The organism is Streptomyces griseosporeus, from assembly GCF_014656055.1.
Classification (GTDB): Bacteria; Actinomycetota; Actinomycetes; order Streptomycetales; family Streptomycetaceae; genus Streptomyces; species Streptomyces griseosporeus.
Map to the genome: position 1 here is coordinate 857,620 of NZ_BNBR01000001.1, position 18,647 is coordinate 876,266.

General features: G+C 73.0%; 17 protein-coding genes. 8 read left to right on the forward strand and 9 right to left on the reverse strand.

Annotated features, from left to right (window positions below):
- Window positions 1-123: 123 nt before the first annotated feature.
- Window positions 124-996, forward strand: coding sequence for a LysR family transcriptional regulator (locus tag IE308_RS03880; RefSeq protein WP_190216580.1), 873 nt, complete (start codon window positions 124-126; stop codon window positions 994-996).
- Window positions 997-1,048: 52 nt separating this feature from the next.
- Here the strand turns inward: IE308_RS03880 and IE308_RS03885 are convergent, their stop codons facing one another.
- From IE308_RS03885 to IE308_RS36765, 4 genes are all read right to left on the reverse strand, one after another.
- Window positions 1,049-3,184 (reverse strand): putative bifunctional diguanylate cyclase/phosphodiesterase, encoded by a 2,136-nt coding sequence (locus IE308_RS03885; RefSeq protein ID WP_190216581.1) that lies wholly within the window; start codon window positions 3,182-3,184, stop codon window positions 1,049-1,051.
- The gene (locus tag IE308_RS03890; RefSeq protein WP_190216582.1) at window positions 3,181-3,993 is read right to left on the reverse strand and encodes an SAM-dependent methyltransferase; all 813 of its coding nucleotides are present in this window, start codon (window positions 3,991-3,993) and stop codon (window positions 3,181-3,183) included. Before IE308_RS03890 ends, IE308_RS03885 begins: the two co-directional genes overlap by 4 nt.
- Window positions 3,994-4,348: 355 nt before the next feature.
- The gene (locus tag IE308_RS03895) at window positions 4,349-5,290 is read right to left on the reverse strand and encodes an SCO0930 family lipoprotein (protein WP_190216583.1); all 942 of its coding nucleotides are present in this window, start codon (window positions 5,288-5,290) and stop codon (window positions 4,349-4,351) included.
- A gap of 403 nt (window positions 5,291-5,693) precedes the next feature.
- The gene (locus tag IE308_RS36765; protein ID WP_229908691.1) at window positions 5,694-6,038 is read right to left on the reverse strand and encodes a hypothetical protein; all 345 of its coding nucleotides are present in this window, start codon (window positions 6,036-6,038) and stop codon (window positions 5,694-5,696) included.
- A 34-nt stretch (window positions 6,039-6,072) separates the two neighbouring features.
- Between IE308_RS36765 and IE308_RS37180 the strand changes: the two genes are divergently transcribed.
- From IE308_RS37180 to IE308_RS03910, 3 genes are all read left to right on the forward strand, one after another.
- Window positions 6,073-6,201, forward strand: a complete 129-nt coding sequence (locus tag IE308_RS37180; RefSeq protein WP_268256461.1) for a hypothetical protein — start codon at window positions 6,073-6,075, stop codon at window positions 6,199-6,201.
- A gap of 74 nt (window positions 6,202-6,275) precedes the next feature.
- Window positions 6,276-7,040: a bestrophin-like domain gene (locus IE308_RS03905; protein ID WP_110634014.1), complete on the forward strand. Its 765-nt coding sequence runs from the start codon at window positions 6,276-6,278 to the stop codon at window positions 7,038-7,040.
- Window positions 7,041-7,241: 201 nt separating this feature from the next.
- Window positions 7,242-7,772 carry a hypothetical protein gene (locus IE308_RS03910; protein ID WP_190216585.1) on the forward strand — a complete coding sequence of 177 codons (531 nt, stop codon included), beginning with the start codon at window positions 7,242-7,244 and terminating at the stop codon, window positions 7,770-7,772.
- Between the two features lie 89 nt (window positions 7,773-7,861).
- Here the strand turns inward: IE308_RS03910 and IE308_RS03915 are convergent, their stop codons facing one another.
- Window positions 7,862-8,359, reverse strand: a complete 498-nt coding sequence (locus tag IE308_RS03915; protein ID WP_110634008.1) for a hypothetical protein — start codon at window positions 8,357-8,359, stop codon at window positions 7,862-7,864.
- Window positions 8,360-8,703: 344 nt separating this feature from the next.
- Between IE308_RS03915 and IE308_RS03920 the strand changes: the two genes are divergently transcribed.
- Entirely contained in the window at window positions 8,704-9,375 is a 672-nt protein-coding gene (locus IE308_RS03920) for a class F sortase (protein WP_110634005.1), read from the forward strand.
- Window positions 9,376-9,405: 30 nt separating this feature from the next.
- On the opposite strand, the gene IE308_RS03925 is transcribed toward IE308_RS03920, so the two are convergent.
- Window positions 9,406-10,245, reverse strand: coding sequence for a polysaccharide deacetylase family protein (locus tag IE308_RS03925; RefSeq protein WP_110634002.1), 840 nt, complete (start codon window positions 10,243-10,245; stop codon window positions 9,406-9,408).
- A gap of 104 nt (window positions 10,246-10,349) precedes the next feature.
- Window positions 10,350-13,628, reverse strand: a complete 3,279-nt coding sequence (gene lysX / locus IE308_RS03930; protein WP_190216586.1) for a bifunctional lysylphosphatidylglycerol synthetase/lysine--tRNA ligase LysX — start codon at window positions 13,626-13,628, stop codon at window positions 10,350-10,352.
- A gap of 88 nt (window positions 13,629-13,716) precedes the next feature.
- Between lysX and IE308_RS03935 the strand changes: the two genes are divergently transcribed.
- Window positions 13,717-14,193, forward strand: coding sequence for a universal stress protein (locus IE308_RS03935; RefSeq protein ID WP_110633995.1), 477 nt, complete (start codon window positions 13,717-13,719; stop codon window positions 14,191-14,193).
- Between the two features lie 101 nt (window positions 14,194-14,294).
- Here IE308_RS03935 and IE308_RS03940 read toward each other — a convergent pair whose 3' ends face one another.
- On the reverse strand, window positions 14,295-14,867 hold the full coding sequence (locus IE308_RS03940) for a GlcG/HbpS family heme-binding protein (RefSeq protein WP_190216587.1): 573 nt from the start codon (window positions 14,865-14,867) through the stop codon (window positions 14,295-14,297).
- Between the two features lie 281 nt (window positions 14,868-15,148).
- On the opposite strand from IE308_RS03940, the gene IE308_RS03945 reads away from it, so the two are divergent.
- On the forward strand, window positions 15,149-16,579 hold the full coding sequence (locus IE308_RS03945) for an amino acid permease (protein WP_190216588.1): 1,431 nt from the start codon (window positions 15,149-15,151) through the stop codon (window positions 16,577-16,579).
- A gap of 21 nt (window positions 16,580-16,600) precedes the next feature.
- On the opposite strand, the gene IE308_RS03950 is transcribed toward IE308_RS03945, so the two are convergent.
- Window positions 16,601-17,755: a CapA family protein gene (locus IE308_RS03950; RefSeq protein ID WP_190216589.1), complete on the reverse strand. Its 1,155-nt coding sequence runs from the start codon at window positions 17,753-17,755 to the stop codon at window positions 16,601-16,603.
- A gap of 221 nt (window positions 17,756-17,976) precedes the next feature.
- Between IE308_RS03950 and IE308_RS03955 the strand changes: the two genes are divergently transcribed.
- On the forward strand, window positions 17,977-18,528 hold the full coding sequence (locus IE308_RS03955) for a sigma-70 family RNA polymerase sigma factor (protein ID WP_110633983.1): 552 nt from the start codon (window positions 17,977-17,979) through the stop codon (window positions 18,526-18,528).
- Window positions 18,529-18,647: the final 119 nt, after the last annotated feature.

Here is an 18,647-nt window from a genome sequence, read left to right on the forward strand (position 1 = left end):
CGGACTCCCTGGACACGTCGTGGAGAAGGACGTGTCGAGCCTCGCCCCGGGCACCGCGGAACGGAAGGATCGGCCGGCTCACGGTTGTTACCCTGAAAGTAATACCGAGCGGAGGGAGCCGCCGTGGAGTCCCGCCCGTTGCGCTATTTCGTCGCCGTCGCCGAGGAGCTGAACTTCGCCCGCGCCGCCGACCGCCTCGGCATCTCCCCGCCGCCGCTGTCGCGGGCGATCCGGCAGCTGGAGCGAGAGCTGGGCGTGACGCTGTTCGAGCGGACCACGCACCACGTCACGCTGACCCCGGCGGGCGCCGTCCTGCTCACCGAGGCCCGGCTCGCGCTGGACGCCCTGGAGGCGGCCGGACGCCGGGCCCAGCGGGCCGCCGCAGCCGAGCCGAAGCTGGTCCTCGCGGTGAAGGCGGACGGCGACGCGGGGCTGCTGGAGCCGGTCCTCGGCAAGTACGCCGCCGATCCCGCGGCCGTGCCGGTCGAGGTACGGCTGTGCGGCCGGGGCGAGCAGCCGGGGCTGCTGCGGCGCGGCGAGGCGGACGCGGCCCTGCTGCACGAGCCGTACGACCGGACCGGGCTGGACGCGGAGACGCTGGCCGGCGAGCCGCGCGTGGCCGCGCTCGCCGCCACGCACCCGCTCGCCGCGCACGACGGGGTACGCCTGGCCGACCTGGGGCTCGGCCCCGGCGACCTGGACCGCTACCTCGACGAGGTCGCCTCCCGCGGCCACGACCGCGACCTGGCCCAACTGCTCACCCGCGTCGCCCTGGACGGGCTCGTCACCTTCCTGCCGACCTCGGTGGCGGACCGGTACCCCCGCCCCGGCGTCGTGTACCGCCCGGCTCCGGACACCCCGCCGTCGGTCCTCGCGATCGCCTGGCCGCAGCAGTCCCGCTCACCTGCCGTGGCGGCACTGGTCCGGGCGGCCACGGCCGTGGCCGAGGCGCACGGGACCGGCCTGCCTCCGGGGACGGAGAGCGCAGGGTCCTGACCCGGCGTCGGGGGCGGACGGCAGGGCTCAGGAGCCCGTACGCCGCCCGCGCTCACCCCGTCGCGTCCACCAATGCCAGTTCGTGCAGGCGTTCCGGTGGTCCCGGGCGGGCGTAGTACCAGCCCTGGGCCGTGTCGCAGCCCAGTATCCGCAACTGCTCGGCCTGCGCGCCGGTCTCCACGCCCTCCACCGTGACCGCGAGGTCGAGGCTGTGGGCGAGGGAGACGATGCCCTCGACGATCTTCAGGTCGACGGGGTCGGCGGGGAACTGCTGCATGCTCTGCGTGAAGGAGCGGTCCAGCTTGAGGATGCTCACGGGCAGGCGGCGCAGGTTGGCCAGGTTCGAGTAGCCGGTGCCGAAGTCGTCGAGGGCGATGTCCACGCCCATCTCGGCCAGCCGCCGCAGCGGTTTGAGCAGGTCGTCGTCGGCGCCGATGAGCGCCGACTCGGTGACCTCCAGGCACAGCGCGTCCGGCTCGACGCCGGCCCGCTCCAGGATGTCGACGGTGTCCTGGACCAGGCCGGGATGGGTGAGCTGGCAGGGCGAGAGGTTGACGTTGATGCGGAACGGGCCCGCGTCCGCGTTGCGTTCGCGCCAGGAGCGGGCCTGCCGCACCGACTGCTCCAGCACCCAGCGGCCCAGCGGAACGATCAGCCCCGTGTGCTCGGCGAGCGGGATGAACCGGTCCGGGCCGAGCACCCCGTGCTGCGGGTGCAGCCAGCGCACCAGCGCCTCCGCGCCGCGCACGCTGCCGTCGCCGAGGTGGACCAGCGGCTGGTACTCGATGAAGAACTCGCCGCGGTCCAGGGCGGCCGGCAGCGCCGTGGTCAGCCCGTGCCGGGTGATGGCCCGGGCGTCCGCCTCCGGATCCGCCAGCTCGAACCGGTTGCCGCCCGCCGACTTGGCCCGGTACATGGTGATGTCGGCGCTGCGCAGCACCTCCGCCGCGCTGCGCTCGCCCGCCGGGCCCTCGACGATGCCGATGCTGCCGCGCACGGTCAGCTCGCGGCCGTCGATGCGGACCGGCGCGAGCAGCGCGTGCATGATGCGGGAGGCCAGCTCGTCGACCTCGCGCTGGGTGTCCGGGCCGGTCGTCAGCGCCACGAACTCGTCACCGCCCAGACGGGCGACCATCTCGCCGGGCGCGGTCGCGCAGGACTGCAGCCGGTCGGCGACCTCGACGAGCAGCCGGTCGCCGGCCGCGTGGCCGAGGCTGTCGTTGATGGTCTTGAAGCCATCCAGGTCGAGGTAGCACAGGCCGAACCGCTGGCCCTCCCCCGCGCCGAGCGCCTTCTCCAGCCGCTCGAAGAACAGCGTCCGGTTGGGCAGCCCGGTCAGCGCGTCGTGCGTGGCCTCGTAGCGCAGCCGCAGGTTGAGCAGCCGGCGCTCGGTGGTGTCCTCCATCAGCGCCAGCTGGTACTGCGGCCTGCCGTCGGGGTCGCGCAGCAGGGAGACCGTCAGGTTGGTCCACAGGACCGTGCCGTCGGGCCGGTAGAAGGCCTTCTCCACGTGGTAGTGCTCGCGGTCGCCGCGCACCAGCTCCTCGTAGAGCCGCCACACCTGGGGGGCGTCCTCGGCGTGCGTCCAGTCCTTGACGTTACGGCCGCGCAGAGCCTGTTCGGAGCCGCCGAACATGCGCACCAGGGCGCCGTTGACCTGCAGTATGTTGCCGTCCAGGTCGGCGATGCCGATCCCTATGGCGGCGCCCTCGAACACCGCGCGGAAGCGGGCCTCGCTGGCGTGCAGGGCCTGCGCCACCACGCCCTGGGCGCGCAGCGCGGCCTGGGCGATGGCCTCCTGCTCGCCGAGGGTGCGCTCGCGCAGCGCCTGCGCGTACCCGGCGGCCATGGCGTGCTGGAGGCGGGCGCTGCGCGAGCGCAGGGCCTCGGCGTCGCCGTCACCGCCGCAGTAGAGCACCAGGTAGGCGTCGACGCAGTCGAGGCTGCGGCTGAGCGCCTCGGGGTCGGTGCAGTGCGCGGCGACCAGGGCGGCGCCGACCGCGCGCCCCTCCTCGGCGTCGAACGCCGGCGCCACCAGTGCCCTGCTCAACCGCTCGGCGAGCGGCAGCAGTTGCTCCTCGAACTCCGGCCGGGTCGACGACGTCGAGGTGAGCGGGAACACCGCCCGGCTCCAGATCGCCGCGAACCGTCGCAGTCTGTCCTCCGGTCCGTCCGGCTGTGCGCTCACGCCGTACGCCCCACGCCCGCGAAACCGGAGAAGGCAAAGGGATCCTCGTCCTCCGGCGCCGTCTCCGGCCGCCACCGCGGCATCGGCACCAGTCCCGGTTCCACCATCTCGTACCCCTCGAAGAACCGCGCGATCTCGTCACGCGAGCGCATGATCAACGGGTTGCGGATGTCCCTGTACACGTCCACCGCACCCTCCGCCCGCCCGGGCGGCAGCGGGATTCCCTCGTACGAGGCATGGGTGAGCAGCAGCAGGCTGCCGGGCGCGAGCGCGTCGCGCAGTTCGGCCACCGCCCCGTACGGGTCGTCCTCGTCCTCCACGAAGTGCAGTATGGCAACGAGAAGCAGCGCCACTGGCCGATTCAGGTCGATGAGGCGCTCCACCTGAGGACTCGACAGGATGTCCTGGGGCTTGCGCAGGTCCGCGGCGACCACGTCGGCGTCCGCGTTGCCCGCCAGGACGGCCTGACTGTGCGCGACCGCCACCGGGTCGTGGTCGACGTAGACGACGCGGGCGCCCGGCCGGGCGGACTGGGCGATCTCGTGGACGTTGCCGAAGGTGGGAATGCCGGAGCCGATGTCGAGGAACTGGGTGATGCCCTCGCCGATCGCGAATCGCACGGCGCGGCGCATGAACGCGCGGTTCGCCTGCATGATCTTCGGCAGGCCCGGCATGAACTCCAGCGCCTTGCGGGCCGCTTCCCGGTCGACCTCGAAGTTGTGCGAACCGCCCAGGTAGTAGTCGTAGATGCGCGAGACGCTCGGCACCGAGATGTCAATGCTCCGTGGGGCCCAAGCGGGACGCTCCATCTGCTCTCTCCAAGGTGTGGCGATCCGGTGTTCGAGCTGAGGCTACTGATCGCCCGGCAAAGGAGCGAGTGGAAACGGAAATTGACCGTCCGTTCCCGGTCACTGCCTGCGGCACGTGCCGAATTGCACATCCGCGCGGTCGTCCCGAATGGCGCGCGGAGAATTGCGTGGAGTTCCCCGAGACGGTGAAGAATCGTAGGACTTCGGATGAACGGAACGGAAAGGGACGACGCGCACCGGGGCCCGACGGGGTGTCCGCGCACAGAGGTCCGCCCCCTCCGTGCGGTGCGGAGGGGGCGGACGGGCCGGGCGCGTGGCAGCGGGCGGGGGCGATCAACCCTGGGGAGGTGATCTGCTACTGCTTCGGCGCGCCGACCGGCTTTCCTTCGGGGGTCACGGCGTACCAGGTGCCGCCGACGCCCTGACCGTTGATGTCCCCGGGCGCCTTGTCACCGGAGAAGGTGTAGATGGGCCAGCAGTTGACCGTCTGCTGCTTGACGCCGTCGGGCCGGGTGAAGCTCATCAGGCCCTTCTTCTTCACGCCCTTGGTGTCGTTGGCCTCGACGGGCGCCACGGCCGGCCACTTCGCCAGGCAGGCGCCGGTGCAGGCGGAGACCGGCTTGGGCCAGGCCTCGTCCTTGAGGAAGCGGTAGACCGTCATGCCGTTCTTGTCGACGATGATGTCGCCGAGATTGGTGTCGTGCCGCACGGACAGTCCGGGCAGACTGCTCAGCTTGGCCTTCTTGCCGTCGGCGGCGAGCGCGTACCAGGTGCCGCCGACGCCCTGGCCGTTCACGTCGCCCGCCTTGGTGTCCTTCGCGTAGCGGTACGCCGGCCAGCCGCCGATGGTGAGCTGCTTGCTGCCGTCGGCGCGGGTGACCTCCCCCAGCTGTGAGTCGTCGATGCCGGCGCCGGCCGTGGCGTCGTCGGCGGGGACCGGGGGCCAGGCCTTGGCGCAGTCGCCGTCGCAGGCGGACTTCGGCGGCTCGGCGGTGTCCTTGTCGAAGCGGTACAGGGTGAATCCGGCGCTGTCGGTCAGCACCTCGCCCAGTTCCGGGTTGTCGGCGACGGTGAGCTCGCCCGCCGTGGCCGTCCGGGTGGCGGAGTTCTCCTCCTTGGCGCCGGTGCCGTACCCCGGGTTGCCGAGGCCGCTGTAGCCGCCGCCGGCCGGTGCCGTGGCTCCGACGTTCTGGCTGACCGGCGTACCGCCGCCGTTGTCCTGACCGCACGCCGTCGTCAACGCCAGCACGGCCACGGCGCCCGCCGCGAGCGAGGCGCTCCGCCAGGAGGTCTTCATCTCAACTCCCCAAATTCACAAGGCTATTGCAGCGCCCTGCTGCGCCGCCGCACGGACATGGGTACGCACGGCGGCGGGGGGTGTGTTCAACGGGGGCGCGTTTTTCTTTCCGGAACCCGTGCGCCGGGGCGCCCGGCCCGCACGCCCACAGCTCGTACAGGCGTACGCGCCGGCGGACATACGAGCGTCAGCGGGGCGAACCCATCGGGTGCCGGGTGTCCCTCCTTCGGGCGCATTCCGGGCTCGGCCGGGCGTGGCAGACCGGGGCAGGCCGCATGATCTTCGTCGTGCATGGACCCGAACCGACCCGTTCCCGCACCGCCGCGCGGGTGTTGGCGCTGACCACGCTGACCTGGCTCCTCGTCGGCGCGCCGGCCGGGACCGCGGCGGCCGACGCGTGCGCCTACGCCTCGACCGGCCCGGGCGGTGTCGACGCGGTGGCGGTGGCCGGGAGCACGGTCACCTGGCCGACGGCGTGCCCGAAGCCCACGCCGACCCCGACCCCTACGCCCACCCCGACCCCCACTCCCCCGCCCCCGCCCCCGCCCCCGCCGCCGAAGCCCACCCCCGCCTCGCCGAAGCCTCCGCCGCCGAAGCCCACGCCCGCGCCGCCGCAGCCGGCGCCGAGGCCGCCGAAGCCCACCCCGGCGCCCGTGCCCCCGCCGGCCCCGCGCCCCGCGCCGCCCCGGCCGGTGCCGAGCCCCCCTCCCCCACCGCCGTCGGCGCCGGAGCCGGCGCCCAGCCCCACGCCGTCGCCCGCGCCGCGGCCGTCCGCGAGCCCGGTGGTCTACCCGCGGTACCACGCGGCGCCGCCCCATCGGACCCCGCACCGCACGGTCTCGCCGCTCACCTACGTGCTGCTGATCACCGTGCCCGCGCTCGCCGCCGTGGCCGCGCTGCGCCCGCGCTGAGCCGTCCCGGCCGCCCTGCCCGCTCCCTCCGGGGCGCCTCGCCGGCGCCCGCCCGATACCAGGAGGTATCTCCCGTGCCGGAATGGCTTGTTCTCACCCTCGCGATGCTCGCCGCCTGCGCGGTGGTGGTCGTCATCACCCTCGTACGGCATCGCAGGGCCCCCGACGACGAGGACCCCAGCGAGACCCCGGACGTCATCGAGTACATGACCATGTGGATCGGCGTGGTGTACGCCATCGTCCTGGGCCTGGCGATCGCCGGTGTCTGGGAGGCGCGCAGCGCGGCCCAGGACCATGTACAGGCGGAGGCGCAGGCGCTGCACGAGATCGACGAGCGGGTACGGGTCTACCCCGTGGACGTCCGCGACCGCATCCGTACCGATGTCAACGCCTATGTCGGACACGTCGTCACCACCGAGTGGCAGGCGATGAAGGACCACGGCGAGGTCACCCAGCGCGGCACCGAGCTGCTCGAACGCGTCCGCCGGGACGTCACCGACTACCAGCCGCGCAACGACTTCGAGGCCCAGGCCTACCAGCCGCTCGTGGACCAGGTGGCCGCCGCCGACCAGGCGCGCACCGCCCGGGCCGGCGCCACCGATCCGACGATGCCGGGCGTGGTGTGGTTCGGGCTGATCACCGGGGCGGTGATCACCATCGGCATGGTCTTCGCGCTGCAGATCCGGCGGACGCCTCGCGAACTGGTCCTCGCCGGTCTGTTCTCGGCGCTCATCGCCTTCCTGCTGTTCCTCATCTGGGACTTCGACGCCCCCTACAGCCGGGGCATCACGGCCTCGATGGAGCCGTTCCTCGACGTCTTCCCGCAGGCCAAGGGCTGAGCCCCGGACACGGCGACACGCCGTCGGCGTCCCCCGGTCGCAGGAGCGCCGTCCCCTGGGCGGCGGACACGCGTGACCCGTTCGCGTGACTGCGATCGCGGGGACGCACACGTGTTCCTAGCGTTTCGGTCATCGAGGTGCATTCCTGGCGCAAGCGGAAGAGGTCCGCAGCAGCTGCTCCTCGGGGACCGGAGGATTCACATGCGCGCGATACGCGTCGCCTCGGCCGCACTGCTGGGCCTCGGCACCCTCGCCCTGACCACGCCGCCCGCCGCCGCGCAGGGCGACGGCGACATCACCCCGTTCGGCTTCAGTGTGGCCCCGACGACCATCGCGGCGGGCGGGCAGGTCAGCCTCCGGCTCGAACGCGCCCAGGGCGGCTGCAAGGGCGCGGCCACCATCACCTCGGGTGTCTTCGACACGGTCACCATCCGGCCCGGCCACTCCTCGGCGACCACCGCGGTCGACTGGGACGCCAAGGCCGGCGCCTCCTACCGGGTGACGTTCACCTGTGACGGCGTCAGCGGCTGGACGGACCTGGCCATCGCGGGCGGGCGGACCGGCCCCACCCCGGCGCCGTACCCGGTGCCGCGGGGCGTGCACGCCGGTGAGGGCGGCAGCGTCGCCGGGTTCGACCTGAAGGAGATCGGTCTGGGCGCCGCGCTCGTCGCGGGCTCGGTCGGGGTGGCCTACCACCTCGCGCGCCGGCGCAGCGGTCAGGACGGCGCCTGACGGCGGCAGGCCTTCGCCCCGGTTCCCTCCTGGGAGCCGGGGCGAAGGCGTGTCTCCGACGCGCGACGTGCCCGAGAGCCCGCGCCGGGTCAGACCTGGCGCTCGGCCCGGCGGCGCATCCAGAACACGCCGCCCCCGATCAGGGCCGCGGCCACGAGCCCGCCGCCGATGGCCATGTCGGTGGGCGTCGCCCCGCTGGAGCTGCTGCCGCCGAGGCCGCCGCGGACACCGCCGATGACGGTGAAGGCGGTGGGGTTGGTCAGGGTCCGGCCGTTGCAGTTGACGGTGATGCTGTGCGAGCCGGGACGGGCGTTGGGGCTGACGGTCGCGGTGCCCTTAGCCGTCCGGTTGGCGCCGTTGATCGGCGTGAGGGGGGTGCTGGGGAAAGCGTCCGAGGTCGCCGTGCCGCCCGCCGGGCAGCCGTCGACGGTGATGGTGAGCTGCCCGCCCCGGGCGATGACGCTGGGCAGCGCGACGATGTTGCTCGGGTTGACGCCCATGCCGTCCCGCGCCACGGCCGCGGGGGCGGCGAGGCCGAGGGCGGCGACCGCGGCGGCCGTAACCGCCAGGCCACGAGAGTTGCGCATGTGATCCTCCGCGGAAGGCGCCCCGGGACCCGTCCCCGGTCGATCGGCGAGAAAGCGCCTCCCGGAAAGACCCTCAGATGCCGTGCGCGAGCGCGCATTTCGGGGATGGTCCGTCCTGGTGAGCCGTGATCATCCGACACGCCGGGGAAAAAGCGCACAATCGGATATCGCCGCAGGTCACACACCGTCAGAAAATTCCTGTCGGGCCGCTCCCCGGATGGCGCACAGAAGGGGACGCGGGCCACCCGTTCGCTGCTGCCTTGTCGCCGCCCGGGCGCGGTGGACTTAGCGTTTTGTTATGCGCGAAATGACGCGGCGACGGCCGCGTCGAGAGGGGATGGCGAATGTCTGCGTCCGAGCTGTCGGAGCTGGCCGAAGAGGAGGAGCGCCGCAGGAAGCGCGCCCCCTGGGGCGTGATAGCGCTCGTTCTGCTGACCGGTCTCGCGCTCATCCGCAATGGTTCGGGGGAGTTCGACATCGGGCCGCCGCAGCCGGCCTCGGCCGCCGCGGCGGACAGCAGCACCACGGCCGGGGCCTTCGGCCGCACACCCGCGCCGCTGCCCTTCGCGTTGGTGGACCGGGTGCGGATCCCGGCGATCCAGGTGGACGCGCCGGTGATGCCGGTCGGCCTGGACGCGGACGGCTGGGTGGGCGCTCCCCCACCGGAGGACCCGAACCTGGCGGGCTGGTTCACCGGCGCGGTCTCGCCCGGTGAGAAGGGCACCGCGGTGATCGTCGGCCACGTCGACAACAAGCTGGGCCCCGCCGTGTTCTACGGGCTCGGGGCGCTGAAGAAGGGGAACAGGATCGAGGTGCGGCGCCAGGACGGCAAGACGGCCGTCTTCGAGATCTACGGCATCGAGGTCTTCGCCAAGAACGACTTCCCCGGCGACCGCGTCTACGCCTCCAAGGGCGCCCCGGAGCTGCGGGTCATCACCTGCGGCGGCGGCTTCTCCAAGCAGAACGGCTACGACGGCAACGTCGTCGTCTTCGCCCGCCTGGCCGAGGTCCGCTGACGGATCCCCGGCCGGGCGGGCCGTCCCCCGTCAGGTGTACTGCCGGCGGGGGACGGTGATGTGGTAGCCGGAGTCCAGCAGCTGCGGCAGATACCTGCGCAGGGCCCGCACGCTCTGCGAGCGGTCGCCCCCGGCGTCGTGCGAGAGCACCACGACGCCGGGGGCGGCGCCGCTCTCCACCCGGTCGACGATGGTGCCGGTGCCGGGGGTGGTCCAGTCGAGGGTGTCGACGGTCCAGGCGAGCGGCTCCATGCCGAGTTCGGCGCCGAGCTGGAAGGCGGCGCGGTTCCAGGCGCCGTAGGGGGCGCGGAACCACTGCGGGCGCTCGCCGTAGGCGTCCTCGATGACGTCGCTGGTGCGTTCCATCTCGGAGCGGATCTGCCCGCGGCGCAGCTTGGTGAGCAGCGGGTGGGACCAGGTGTGGTTGCCGACGACGTGTCCCTCGTCGGCCATCCGCGCCAGCAGGTCCTTGTTGTACGAGGCCATCTCGCCGCACACGAAGAACATCGCGCGGACGTCGTACTCGCGCAGGGTGTCCAGGATGCCGGGGGTGTAGCGCGGGTCGGGGCCGTCGTCGAAGGTCAGCACCATGGTCCGGCCGCGGCCGGAGATCCGCAGCAGCGGCTCGTGCCGTACCGGCGGGCGGCGGGGGGCGGCGCGCGGAGGTCCGTATCCGGTCAGGGGCTGGAGGCGGTACGCGGACGGCTTCTCCGGCAGGTGGCGGGCGGGGGCGCCCGCGGCGGGCGCGGACGGGGCCTCGGGGGTGCCGCCGGTGCGCAGCGCGACCACACCGGCGGTGCCGGCCGCTCCCACGGCGACGGCGCCGGCGAGCAACGCCCGGCGGCGCGTGAGCAACTGATCCTTCTTCATGAGTCATGCCTCGCCCCTCGGGAGGGCGGCGCACCACAACGACACCGGTGCGGCGGCGGGAAAACACCCGCGCGGCCCAAGCAGTCGGGTCATCGGACGCCCGGTCAGCGGCGGCGGACCAGCGGGAAGGGCAGGGTCTCGCGGATGGTCAGGCCGGTGAGGAACATGACGAGGCGGTCGACGCCGATGCCGAGGCCGCCGGTGGGCGGCATGGCGTACTCGAGGGCGTCGAGGAAGTCCTCGTCCAGCTCCATCGCCTCGGGGTCGCCGCCGGCGGCCAGCAGGGACTGCTCGGTGAGGCGGCGGCGCTGCTCGACGGGGTCGGTCAGCTCCGAGTAGGCGGTGCCCAGCTCGGTGCCGAAGGCGACGAGGTCCCAGCGTTCGGCGAGCCGCGGGTCGGTGCGGTGCTGCCGGGTGAGCGGGGAGACGTCGGTCGGGAAGTCCTTGTAGAAGGTGGGCAGCTGGGTCCGCTCCTCGACCAGGCGCTCGTACATCTCCAGGACGACGTCGCCGTGGCCGTCGTCCGCGGTGTACGGCACCCCGGCCCGGTCGCACAGCAGGTGCAGCCGGGCCAGTTCGGTGCCGGCGTCGATCTCCTCGCCGAGTGCCTCGGAGATCGCGCCGTAGACGGTCTTGACGGGCCAGGGTCCGGAGATGTCGTACTCCCGGCCGTCCTTGCGGGCGACGGTGCTGCCGAAGGCGGCTGTGGCTGCGCCCTGGATCAGTTCGCGGGTGAGGTCGAGCATCACGTCGTAGTCGGCGTGCGCCTGGTAGGCCTCCAGCATCGTGAACTCGGGGTTGTGCTTGTAGGAGACGCCCTCGTTGCGGAAGGTGCGGCCCATCTCGAAGACCTTCTCCAGGCCGCCGACGCACAGCCGCTTCAGGTACAGCTCGGGCGCGATGCGCAGGTACAGGTCGAGGTCGTAGGCGTTGATGTGGGTGGTGAAGGGGCGGGCGTTGGCGCCGCCGTGGATCTGCTGGAGCATCGGCGTCTCGACCTCCAGGTACCCGCGCTCCAGCAGGCCCTGGCGCAGGGCCTGGACGGCGGTGGAGCGGGCGCGGACCACGTCGCGGGCGGCGGGGCTGGTGGCCAGGTCGAGGTAGCGCATGCGCACCCGGGCCTCGGGGTCGGCGAGGCCGCGGCGCTTGTCGGGCAGCGGGCGCAGGCACTTGCCGGTGAGCTGCCAGGAGGTGACGAAGACGGTCGGTTCGCCCTTGTCGCTGACGCCGGCCCGGCCGGTGGCGCTGATGTGGTCGCCGATGTCGGTGTCGGCGCGGAAGCGGGCGAGGGCGGGGCCGGACCCGTCGCGGGTCAGGGCGAGCTGATGGTCGCCGGACCAGTCGCGCAGCACGACGAAGACGATGCCGCCGAAGTCCCGTACCAGCATGATCCGGCCGGCGACGGTGACCTGGTCGCCCTCGCGGACCTCGGCGAGCGCGTGGGTGCGCGGCGGTACCCCGACCGGGTAGGGGTCGGTGCCCTCGGCGCGCAGCCGGTCGAGGGTGCGGCGGCGGACGCGGACCTGCTCGGGCAGGCCCGCGTCCGCACCGGCGGGCCCGGCCTCGTCCCCTCCGGCGAGGCCGAGTTCCGCGAGCGGCGGCAGCCCTTCCGTGGTGGCGGGCCGCCGCGCCCCTTTCGGGTGCCCCTTTCCGCGGAGTTTTCGCAAGGACGGTACGGAGACGAAGCCCTCGGCGATGCCGGAGGCCAGGCCGATGCGGGCGAGGGCGGCGGCATCGCCGTAGCAGAGGAAGCGCGGGTACCACTCGGGGCGGTACTTGGCGTTGGACCGGTACAGGGCCTCCAGCTGCCACCACTTGGAGAAGAACAGCAGCAGGCGGCGCCAGAGCCGGAGGACGGGTCCGGCGCCGATGCGGGCGCCCTCCTCGAAGACCGAGCGGAAGACGGCGAAGTTCAGGGAGATGCGGCGCACGCCCAGTTTGGGTGCGACGGCGACCAGTTCGGCGACCATGAACTCCATCACCCCGTTGGGGGCGGCGCGGTCACGGCGCATCAGGTCCAGGGAGACGCCGTCACGGCCCCAGGGCACGAAGGAGAGCAGGGCGAGGAGGCGGCCGTCGGCGTCGAACGCCTCGACGAGCAGGCAGTCGCCGTCGGCGGGGTCGCCGAGCCGGTCCAGGGCCATGGAGAAGCCGCGTTCGGTCTCGGTGTCGCGCCAGGCGTCCGCCTTGCGGACGATCTCCTCCATCTCGGCGTCGCTGAGCGCGGCGTGGCGGCGGATGCGGCAGGTGGCGCCGGTGCGGCGGACCCGGTGCACGGCCTGGCGGGTGACCCGCATGTCGCGGCCGTCCAGGTCGAAGGCGGCCACCGGGAGGATCGCCTCGTCGCCGAGCTGGAGGGCGCCGAGTCCGGCGCGCGCGTAGGCGGTGGCGCCGTCCTCGGAGGCGCCCATCACGGCCGGCACCCAGGCGTAGCGGCGGGCGATGCCGAGCCAGGCGGCGATGGCGTGCGGCCAGGCCTCACGGTCGCCGACGGGGTCGCCGCTGGCGAGGCACACCCCGGCCTCGACGCGGTAGGTGACGGCGGCCTTGCCGCTGGGCGAGAAGACGACGGCCTTGTCGCGGCGGGTGGCGAAGTAGCCGAGGGAGTCCTGCTCGCCGTAGCGGCCGAGGAGGGCGCGGATGCGCAGTTCCTCGTCGTCGTGGAGGGCGGCCTCCAGGCGCTGGGAGCGGAAGAGGGTGGCGGCGGCGTTCAGCAGGGCCAGCGCGCCGAACAGGCCGAGCAGGAAGAACAGGGCGCGCGGCGGGCGGCCGTCGAAGGAGCCGGCGTCGACCAGGCCGCCGAGGACGCGGTTGGCCGCCCAGGCGAGGCGCTGGCCGCGCGGCAGCGTGCCGGGGAACAGCTCCACCAGGCCCCAGCCGAGCAGGATCGCGATCCCGAGCCCGGCCAGCAGCACGCCGAGGGCGCGGCCGGCGGCGGCGCGCCGGGAGGCTGCGTAGAACTCCCGCCGGGCGAGGATCAGCAGGCCGAGGGCGAGGGCGCAGACGATCAGCGAGGGCAGGGAGTCGGCGTAGTAGCCGAAGGCGACGCCGAGGGCGTCGGTGAGCACCAGCAGGCCCAGGTAGACCACGACCAGCCACCAGGCGACCTTCTTGCGGGCGGCGGTCGCGCCGGCCAGCAGGAACAGGAAGACGGCGTAGGCGAGGTTGGCGCTGACCGGGACGATGAGCAGGTCCAGGGCGTGCACCACCGGGCGCAGCAGCCGGCGCAGCGGCGGGATCAGGGCGAGCAGGACGCACAGCAGGGCGAGGGCGCCGAAGAAGGTGGCGAACGCCTCGGGCACCCGGCTGAGGAAGCCGCGCCCGGGCGGCCGTATCGGCCCCTGGGTGTCCCGTCCCGCGGCGGCTTCCACGGTGGCACTCATGCCTCCGACTGTAGGAAGGTCCCCGGCTCCTCGCCCGTCGAGGCGCCCGCCGGGCTCCCGGAGGGGCGCCCTCCGATAGCCTCGGCTCGTGACGGAACAGCACTCTCACCAGTTCGACTCACACCAGTTCGAACGGGGTACGGACGGGCCGAAGGTGATCGTGGTCGGGGTGGACGGCTCCGACTCCTCGCTCCGTGCCGCCGCCTACGCCGGCGGCCTGGCCCGGCGGCAGCGCGCCCTGCTGGCCGTCGTGTACGTGCAGCCGGTGATGGCGGCGGGCGCGGCGTTCGGCGCGCCGGTGGCGGAGACGACCGACGAGATCGCGGAGAACCTCGTCCAGCAGATCCGGGAGGCCGCCGAGCGGGTGAAGGGGATATTCGACGTGCGCTGGGAGTTCCACACCTTCCGCGGCGATCCCTACAGCGGTCTGGTGAAGGCGGCCGACGAACTGAAGGCGGACGCGGTGGTGGTGGGCGCCTCGGAGCAGGCGGGGCACCGCATCATCGGCTCGGTCGCCGTCCGGCTGGTGAAGGCGGGCCGCTGGCCGGTGACGGTGGTGCCGTAGCGCCGGTGACGGTGGTGGCGTACCGCCCGGGAGACCGGGCGGTACGGCGATGGCGTGCGTACCGCCCGGACAGTGCGGCGCTCACCGGTGGGCGGCGGGGGTCAGCCGCCGTTGCTGATCGCGTCGGCACCGGCGCGGGCGAACTTCTCGTCGAGGTCGCCGGAGGGGGCGCCGGCCACACCGATGCCCGCGATCGGGGCGCTGTCCTTCGCGACCGGGGCGCCGCCGGCGAGGAACAGGGTGCCGGGGATGTCCTTCAGGTTCGGCGCGGACTGCAGGCGCTTGGCCAGCTCGGAGGTGGGAGCGTTCCACGACACGGCGGTGTAGGCCTTGCGGATCGCGGACTCGTAGGACTGGGGGCCGGCGCCGTCGCCGCGCAGGGTGACCACGGTGTTGCCGTTGCGGTCCACGACCGCGACGGTCACCCGCTGCCCCTCCTTCTCGGCGGCGTCCAGCGCGGCCCGCGCGGCGTCGGTGGCCGCGTCGACCGTGAGGTGGTCGCTGGAGAAGGTCGCCTTCGCCTTCAGCGCGGCCGGGGCGGCGGCGGGCGCGGCGGCCGGGGCGTCGGCGGAGGCGGAGACCGCGCCGGCCAGGCCGGCGCCGAGGGCGGCGAGGAGGGCGGCCGAGCTGAGGACCTTGGTGCGGGTGGTGAACTTCTTGGCCTTGTGCTGCATGGCGGACGACTCCCTGTCGTGACACCGGAACCCTCGTCGGGGGGTTCCGCCGGCGCTCCCTGCGCTGTGTCTCCACCTTCCGCCGGGGAACCCGGCGGCCCCGTCGACGTCCCGGCTGCTCCCGGCGACCGCATCGGACGACGGGCGGGTCATCCGATCGGACGACCCCGGTGGGCGCGTGAGCCGGTAGCCGCGTCGTGCGTGGCGTCTTCCCAGGGACGGCGCGCTGCGTCATCATGATCCGCCGTCAGCCGTTTGCCGATCGCGAAGAGGTGAGGCGCATGGCCGGGCTCCGCATGGGTGAGGGCATTCTCCGCCGCAAACCCATCGAGCACATCGAGGAGACGGAAGTCGGCGAGGGCACCCGGCTGGAGCGGTCGCTCGGGCTGTGGCAGCTGACCGCGATCGGGGTGGGCGGCATCATCGGCGCGGGCATCTTCACGCTCGCGGGCACGGTGGCCAACGGCACGGCCGGGCCGGCGGTGGTGGTGTCCTTCCTGATCGCGGGCGTGGCCAGCGCCTGCGCCGCGCTGTCGTACGCCGAGTTCGCGGGGCTGATCCCGAAGGCGGGGTCGGCTTACACCTACGGGTACGCGGTGCTCGGCGAGTTCGCCGGGTGGTTCATCGGCTGGGACCTGCTGCTGGAGTACACGGCGATCGTGGCGGTGGTCGCGATCGGCATCTCCGGCTACTTCAGCTTCCTGGTGGAGGAGATGGGCGCCGATCTGCCGCAGTGGATGCTGGGGGCGCCCGGCACCGGTGACGGGCACCGGGTGGACCTGTTCGCCGCGCTGCTGTGCCTGCTCATCGCCTACCTGCTCAACCTGGGCATCCGCAACGCCGCCCGGTTCGAGACGGCGGTCGTGGTGCTGAAGGTACTGGTCGTGCTCCTGGTCATCGGCGTCGGCGTGTTCCACATCAACACGGACAACTACCACCCGTTCTTCCCGTTCGGCATCAGTGGTGCGTTCACGGGTGCGGCGACGGTGTTCTTCGCGGTCTTCGGCTACGACGCGATGTCGACGGCGGCGGAGGAGTCCAGGGACGCGCAGCGGCACATGCCGAAGGCGATCCTGTACTCGCTGGCGATCTCGATGGTCCTGTACGTGGCGGCCTGCCTGGTGCTGACGGGCATGCAGGACTACAAGGACATCGACAAGGAGAGCGGGTTCTCCACGGCGTTCAAGTCGGTCGGGCTGAGCGGGCTCGCGGACGTCATCGCGGTCGGCGCCATCATCGGCATCCTCACGGTCATGTTCACGTTCATGCTCGGCGTAACCCGGGTGTGGTTCTCCATGTCCCGGGACGGCCTGCTGCCCCGCTGGTTCGCCAAGACGCACCCCACGCGGCACGTGCCGACGCGCGTGACGTGGATCGTCGGCGTGGCGTCGGCCGCCATCGCGGGGTTCGTCCCCATCGGCGAGGCGGCCGAGCTGACCAACATCGGCATCCTGCTGGCGTTCGTGGTGGTGTGCACGGCGGTGATCGTGCTGCGGTACCGGCAGCCCGGCCTGCCGCGCACCTTCCGCACGCCGTGGATGCCGTTCGTGCCGGCGCTGGGCGTCGGCTTCTCGATCTGGCTGATCACGTTCCTGCAGTGGCAGACCTGGGTCCGGTTCGCGGTGTGGTTCCTGATCGGCCTGGTGGTGTACTTCGGGTACTCGTACAAGCGGTCGGCGCTGGCGTCGCCGCAGCACCGGGACGATCGGTGAGAGGCCGGGGCGGCGCCCCGGTCACTGGGCCATCCGCAGGCCGTCCTTGGCCGCGCCGCGGCTGAGGACGACCTCGCGGATGCGGTCGCGGACGCCGCGCACGTCGGCGCCCTGGGCGAGGGCGCGGTTGAGGTTCACCACGCGGCCCGCGTCGACGTCGAACAGCTGCGGGAGGAACTCGGCCCGGGTCACCTCCCAGCGGCCGCCGGGCCGGCGCGGCGGGGCGAAGGTGAAGCGGGCGACGGACGACTGGTTGCCGCGCGGGTCCTCCACACCGCTGTGGTCGAACATCTCGCCGGCGATCTGGTCGCCCATGCCGTACACCACCCAGGTCCCGTTGACCTTCTCGTACGCCTGCGGGACGTGGGCGTGGGTGCCGAGGATCAGGTCGATGTCGGGGCGGCCGTCGCTGCGGGAGGCAGTGAGGACGCGGGCGAGATCCAGCTGCTGCCGGTCGGGGGCGTCCTGCCACTCGGTGCCCCAGTGCACGGAGACGACGACCACATCGGCGCCTGCCTTGCGGGCGGCCCGGGCGTCGGCGACGATCCGGGCCGGGTCGATCAGGTTGACGGCCCAGGGCTGCCCGGGCGGCAGGGGGTAGCCGTTGGTGCCGTAGGTGTAGGCGAGGTGGGCGACCATCGCGGGTCCGGCCCGCAGCAGGGTGACGGAGTTGGCCTCGGCCTGGGTGCGGGCCGAGCCGGCGTGCCGCACGCCGGCCCCGTCGAGGGCGTCCAGGGTGTGGCGGATGCCGTCGGCGCCGTCGTCGAGGGTGTGGTTGGAGGCGGTGGAGCAGCCGTCGTAGCCGGTCGCGGCGAGGGCGTCGGCGATCTCGGGCGGGGACTTGAAGGCGGGGTAGCCGGTGTAGACGCCGTCGGCGCCGTAGACGGTCTCCATGTGGCACAGCGCCAGGTCGGCGCGGGAGACGACGGGCTTGATCCCGGCGAGCATGGGCTTGAAGTCGTAGCCCGTGCCGCCCGCGTCGAAGCGGGCGCGGTCGATGATCGAGGTGTGCGGCAGGACGTCGCCGGAGGCGACGAGTGTGAAGCCGCGGTCCGTGGAGGACGGGGCGGGCCGTCCGGTGCGGGCGGACGTGTCGTGGTCGTGGGCCTGGCAGGCGGCGGCCGCGGCGAGGACGGCCGTCAGGGCCAGGGCCACCTGGTGTCTGCGTGCGATCATCACTCACCCCAGTGCGGTGATATTTACCCACGAATAGGTACGAGGTTCACCGGCGCCCCAAACGGCCCCGGCGCCCCTTTGACCCGTCCGGTGGCCGCTGACGGAGGGTCACAGTCCGATCACGACCGTTCGTCGAACCGTTCGTCGACGCGATCGACCGTCCGCCGCACGGCCGTGCGCCCGCCCTGTCCGAAACCCTCACGCTGCGGTGCCATACGCGCATGACGGCCGGAACCACTCTCACCACCACGGCGACGACCGCCGAACACGAGCTCGCCGCGCTGCAGCGGGAGCACGGCAGGCCCCTGTTCGCGCTGCTGCTCAGGCTCTGCGACGGCGACCGGCAGCGCGCCGAGGACCTCGTGCAGGAGACGCTGGTGCGCGCCTGGCAGCATCCCGAGGCGCTGCGCGCCGACTCCTTCGACTCCGTACGCCCCTGGCTGATGACGGTCGCGCGGCGCCTGGCGATCGACGCGCGCCGGGCCCGGCAGGCGCGGCCCGCGGAGATCGGCGACGCGGTCCTCGACCACGCCGCGCCGGTGTGCGCCGATCACGCCGAACGGGCGGCCGCCGCCCTCGACGTCCGCGAGGCTGTGAAGACACTCACTCCGCAGCACCGTGAAGTCCTGGTGCTGGTGTATTTCCAGGGGGCCAGCGTGGCGGAAGCGGCGCAGACCCTGGGCATCCCGCCCGGTACCGTGAAGTCCCGCGCGTACTACGCGCTGCGCGCCCTGCGCCGGGTGCTGCCGGGATACGCGGCCGACCTGCGGTGAAACGCATGTGACGGTCAAGCCTTCGCAAAGCGCCTTGCTGCGGACCATGGTTGAGTAATCGGCTGTCTCCATCCGTGTTCCGGAGGGGGATCCGGCGAGGCGGATCCCGGCCCGGCAGC

Excerpts from the sequence above, each read along its gene's own strand:
- IE308_RS03945 (WP_190216588.1), top strand. The coding sequence starts at position 15,149 with ATGGCCGGGCTCCGCATGGGTGAGGGCATTCTCCGCCGCAAACCCATC.
- IE308_RS03950 (WP_190216589.1), bottom strand. The coding sequence starts at position 17,755 with ATGATCGCACGCAGACACCAGGTGGCCCTGGCCCTGACGGCCGTCCTC.
- IE308_RS03895 (WP_190216583.1), bottom strand. The coding sequence starts at position 5,290 with ATGAAGACCTCCTGGCGGAGCGCCTCGCTCGCGGCGGGCGCCGTGGCC.
- IE308_RS03920 (WP_110634005.1), top strand. The coding sequence starts at position 8,704 with ATGTCTGCGTCCGAGCTGTCGGAGCTGGCCGAAGAGGAGGAGCGCCGC.
- IE308_RS03890 (WP_190216582.1), bottom strand. The coding sequence starts at position 3,993 with ATGGAGCGTCCCGCTTGGGCCCCACGGAGCATTGACATCTCGGTGCCG.
- IE308_RS03940 (WP_190216587.1), bottom strand. The coding sequence starts at position 14,867 with ATGCAGCACAAGGCCAAGAAGTTCACCACCCGCACCAAGGTCCTCAGC.
- lysX (WP_190216586.1), bottom strand. The coding sequence starts at position 13,628 with ATGAGTGCCACCGTGGAAGCCGCCGCGGGACGGGACACCCAGGGGCCG.
- IE308_RS03925 (WP_110634002.1), bottom strand. The coding sequence starts at position 10,245 with ATGAAGAAGGATCAGTTGCTCACGCGCCGCCGGGCGTTGCTCGCCGGC.
- IE308_RS03910 (WP_190216585.1), top strand. The coding sequence starts at position 7,242 with ATGCGCGCGATACGCGTCGCCTCGGCCGCACTGCTGGGCCTCGGCACC.
- IE308_RS03915 (WP_110634008.1), bottom strand. The coding sequence starts at position 8,359 with ATGCGCAACTCTCGTGGCCTGGCGGTTACGGCCGCCGCGGTCGCCGCC.
- IE308_RS03955 (WP_110633983.1), top strand. The coding sequence starts at position 17,977 with ATGACGGCCGGAACCACTCTCACCACCACGGCGACGACCGCCGAACAC.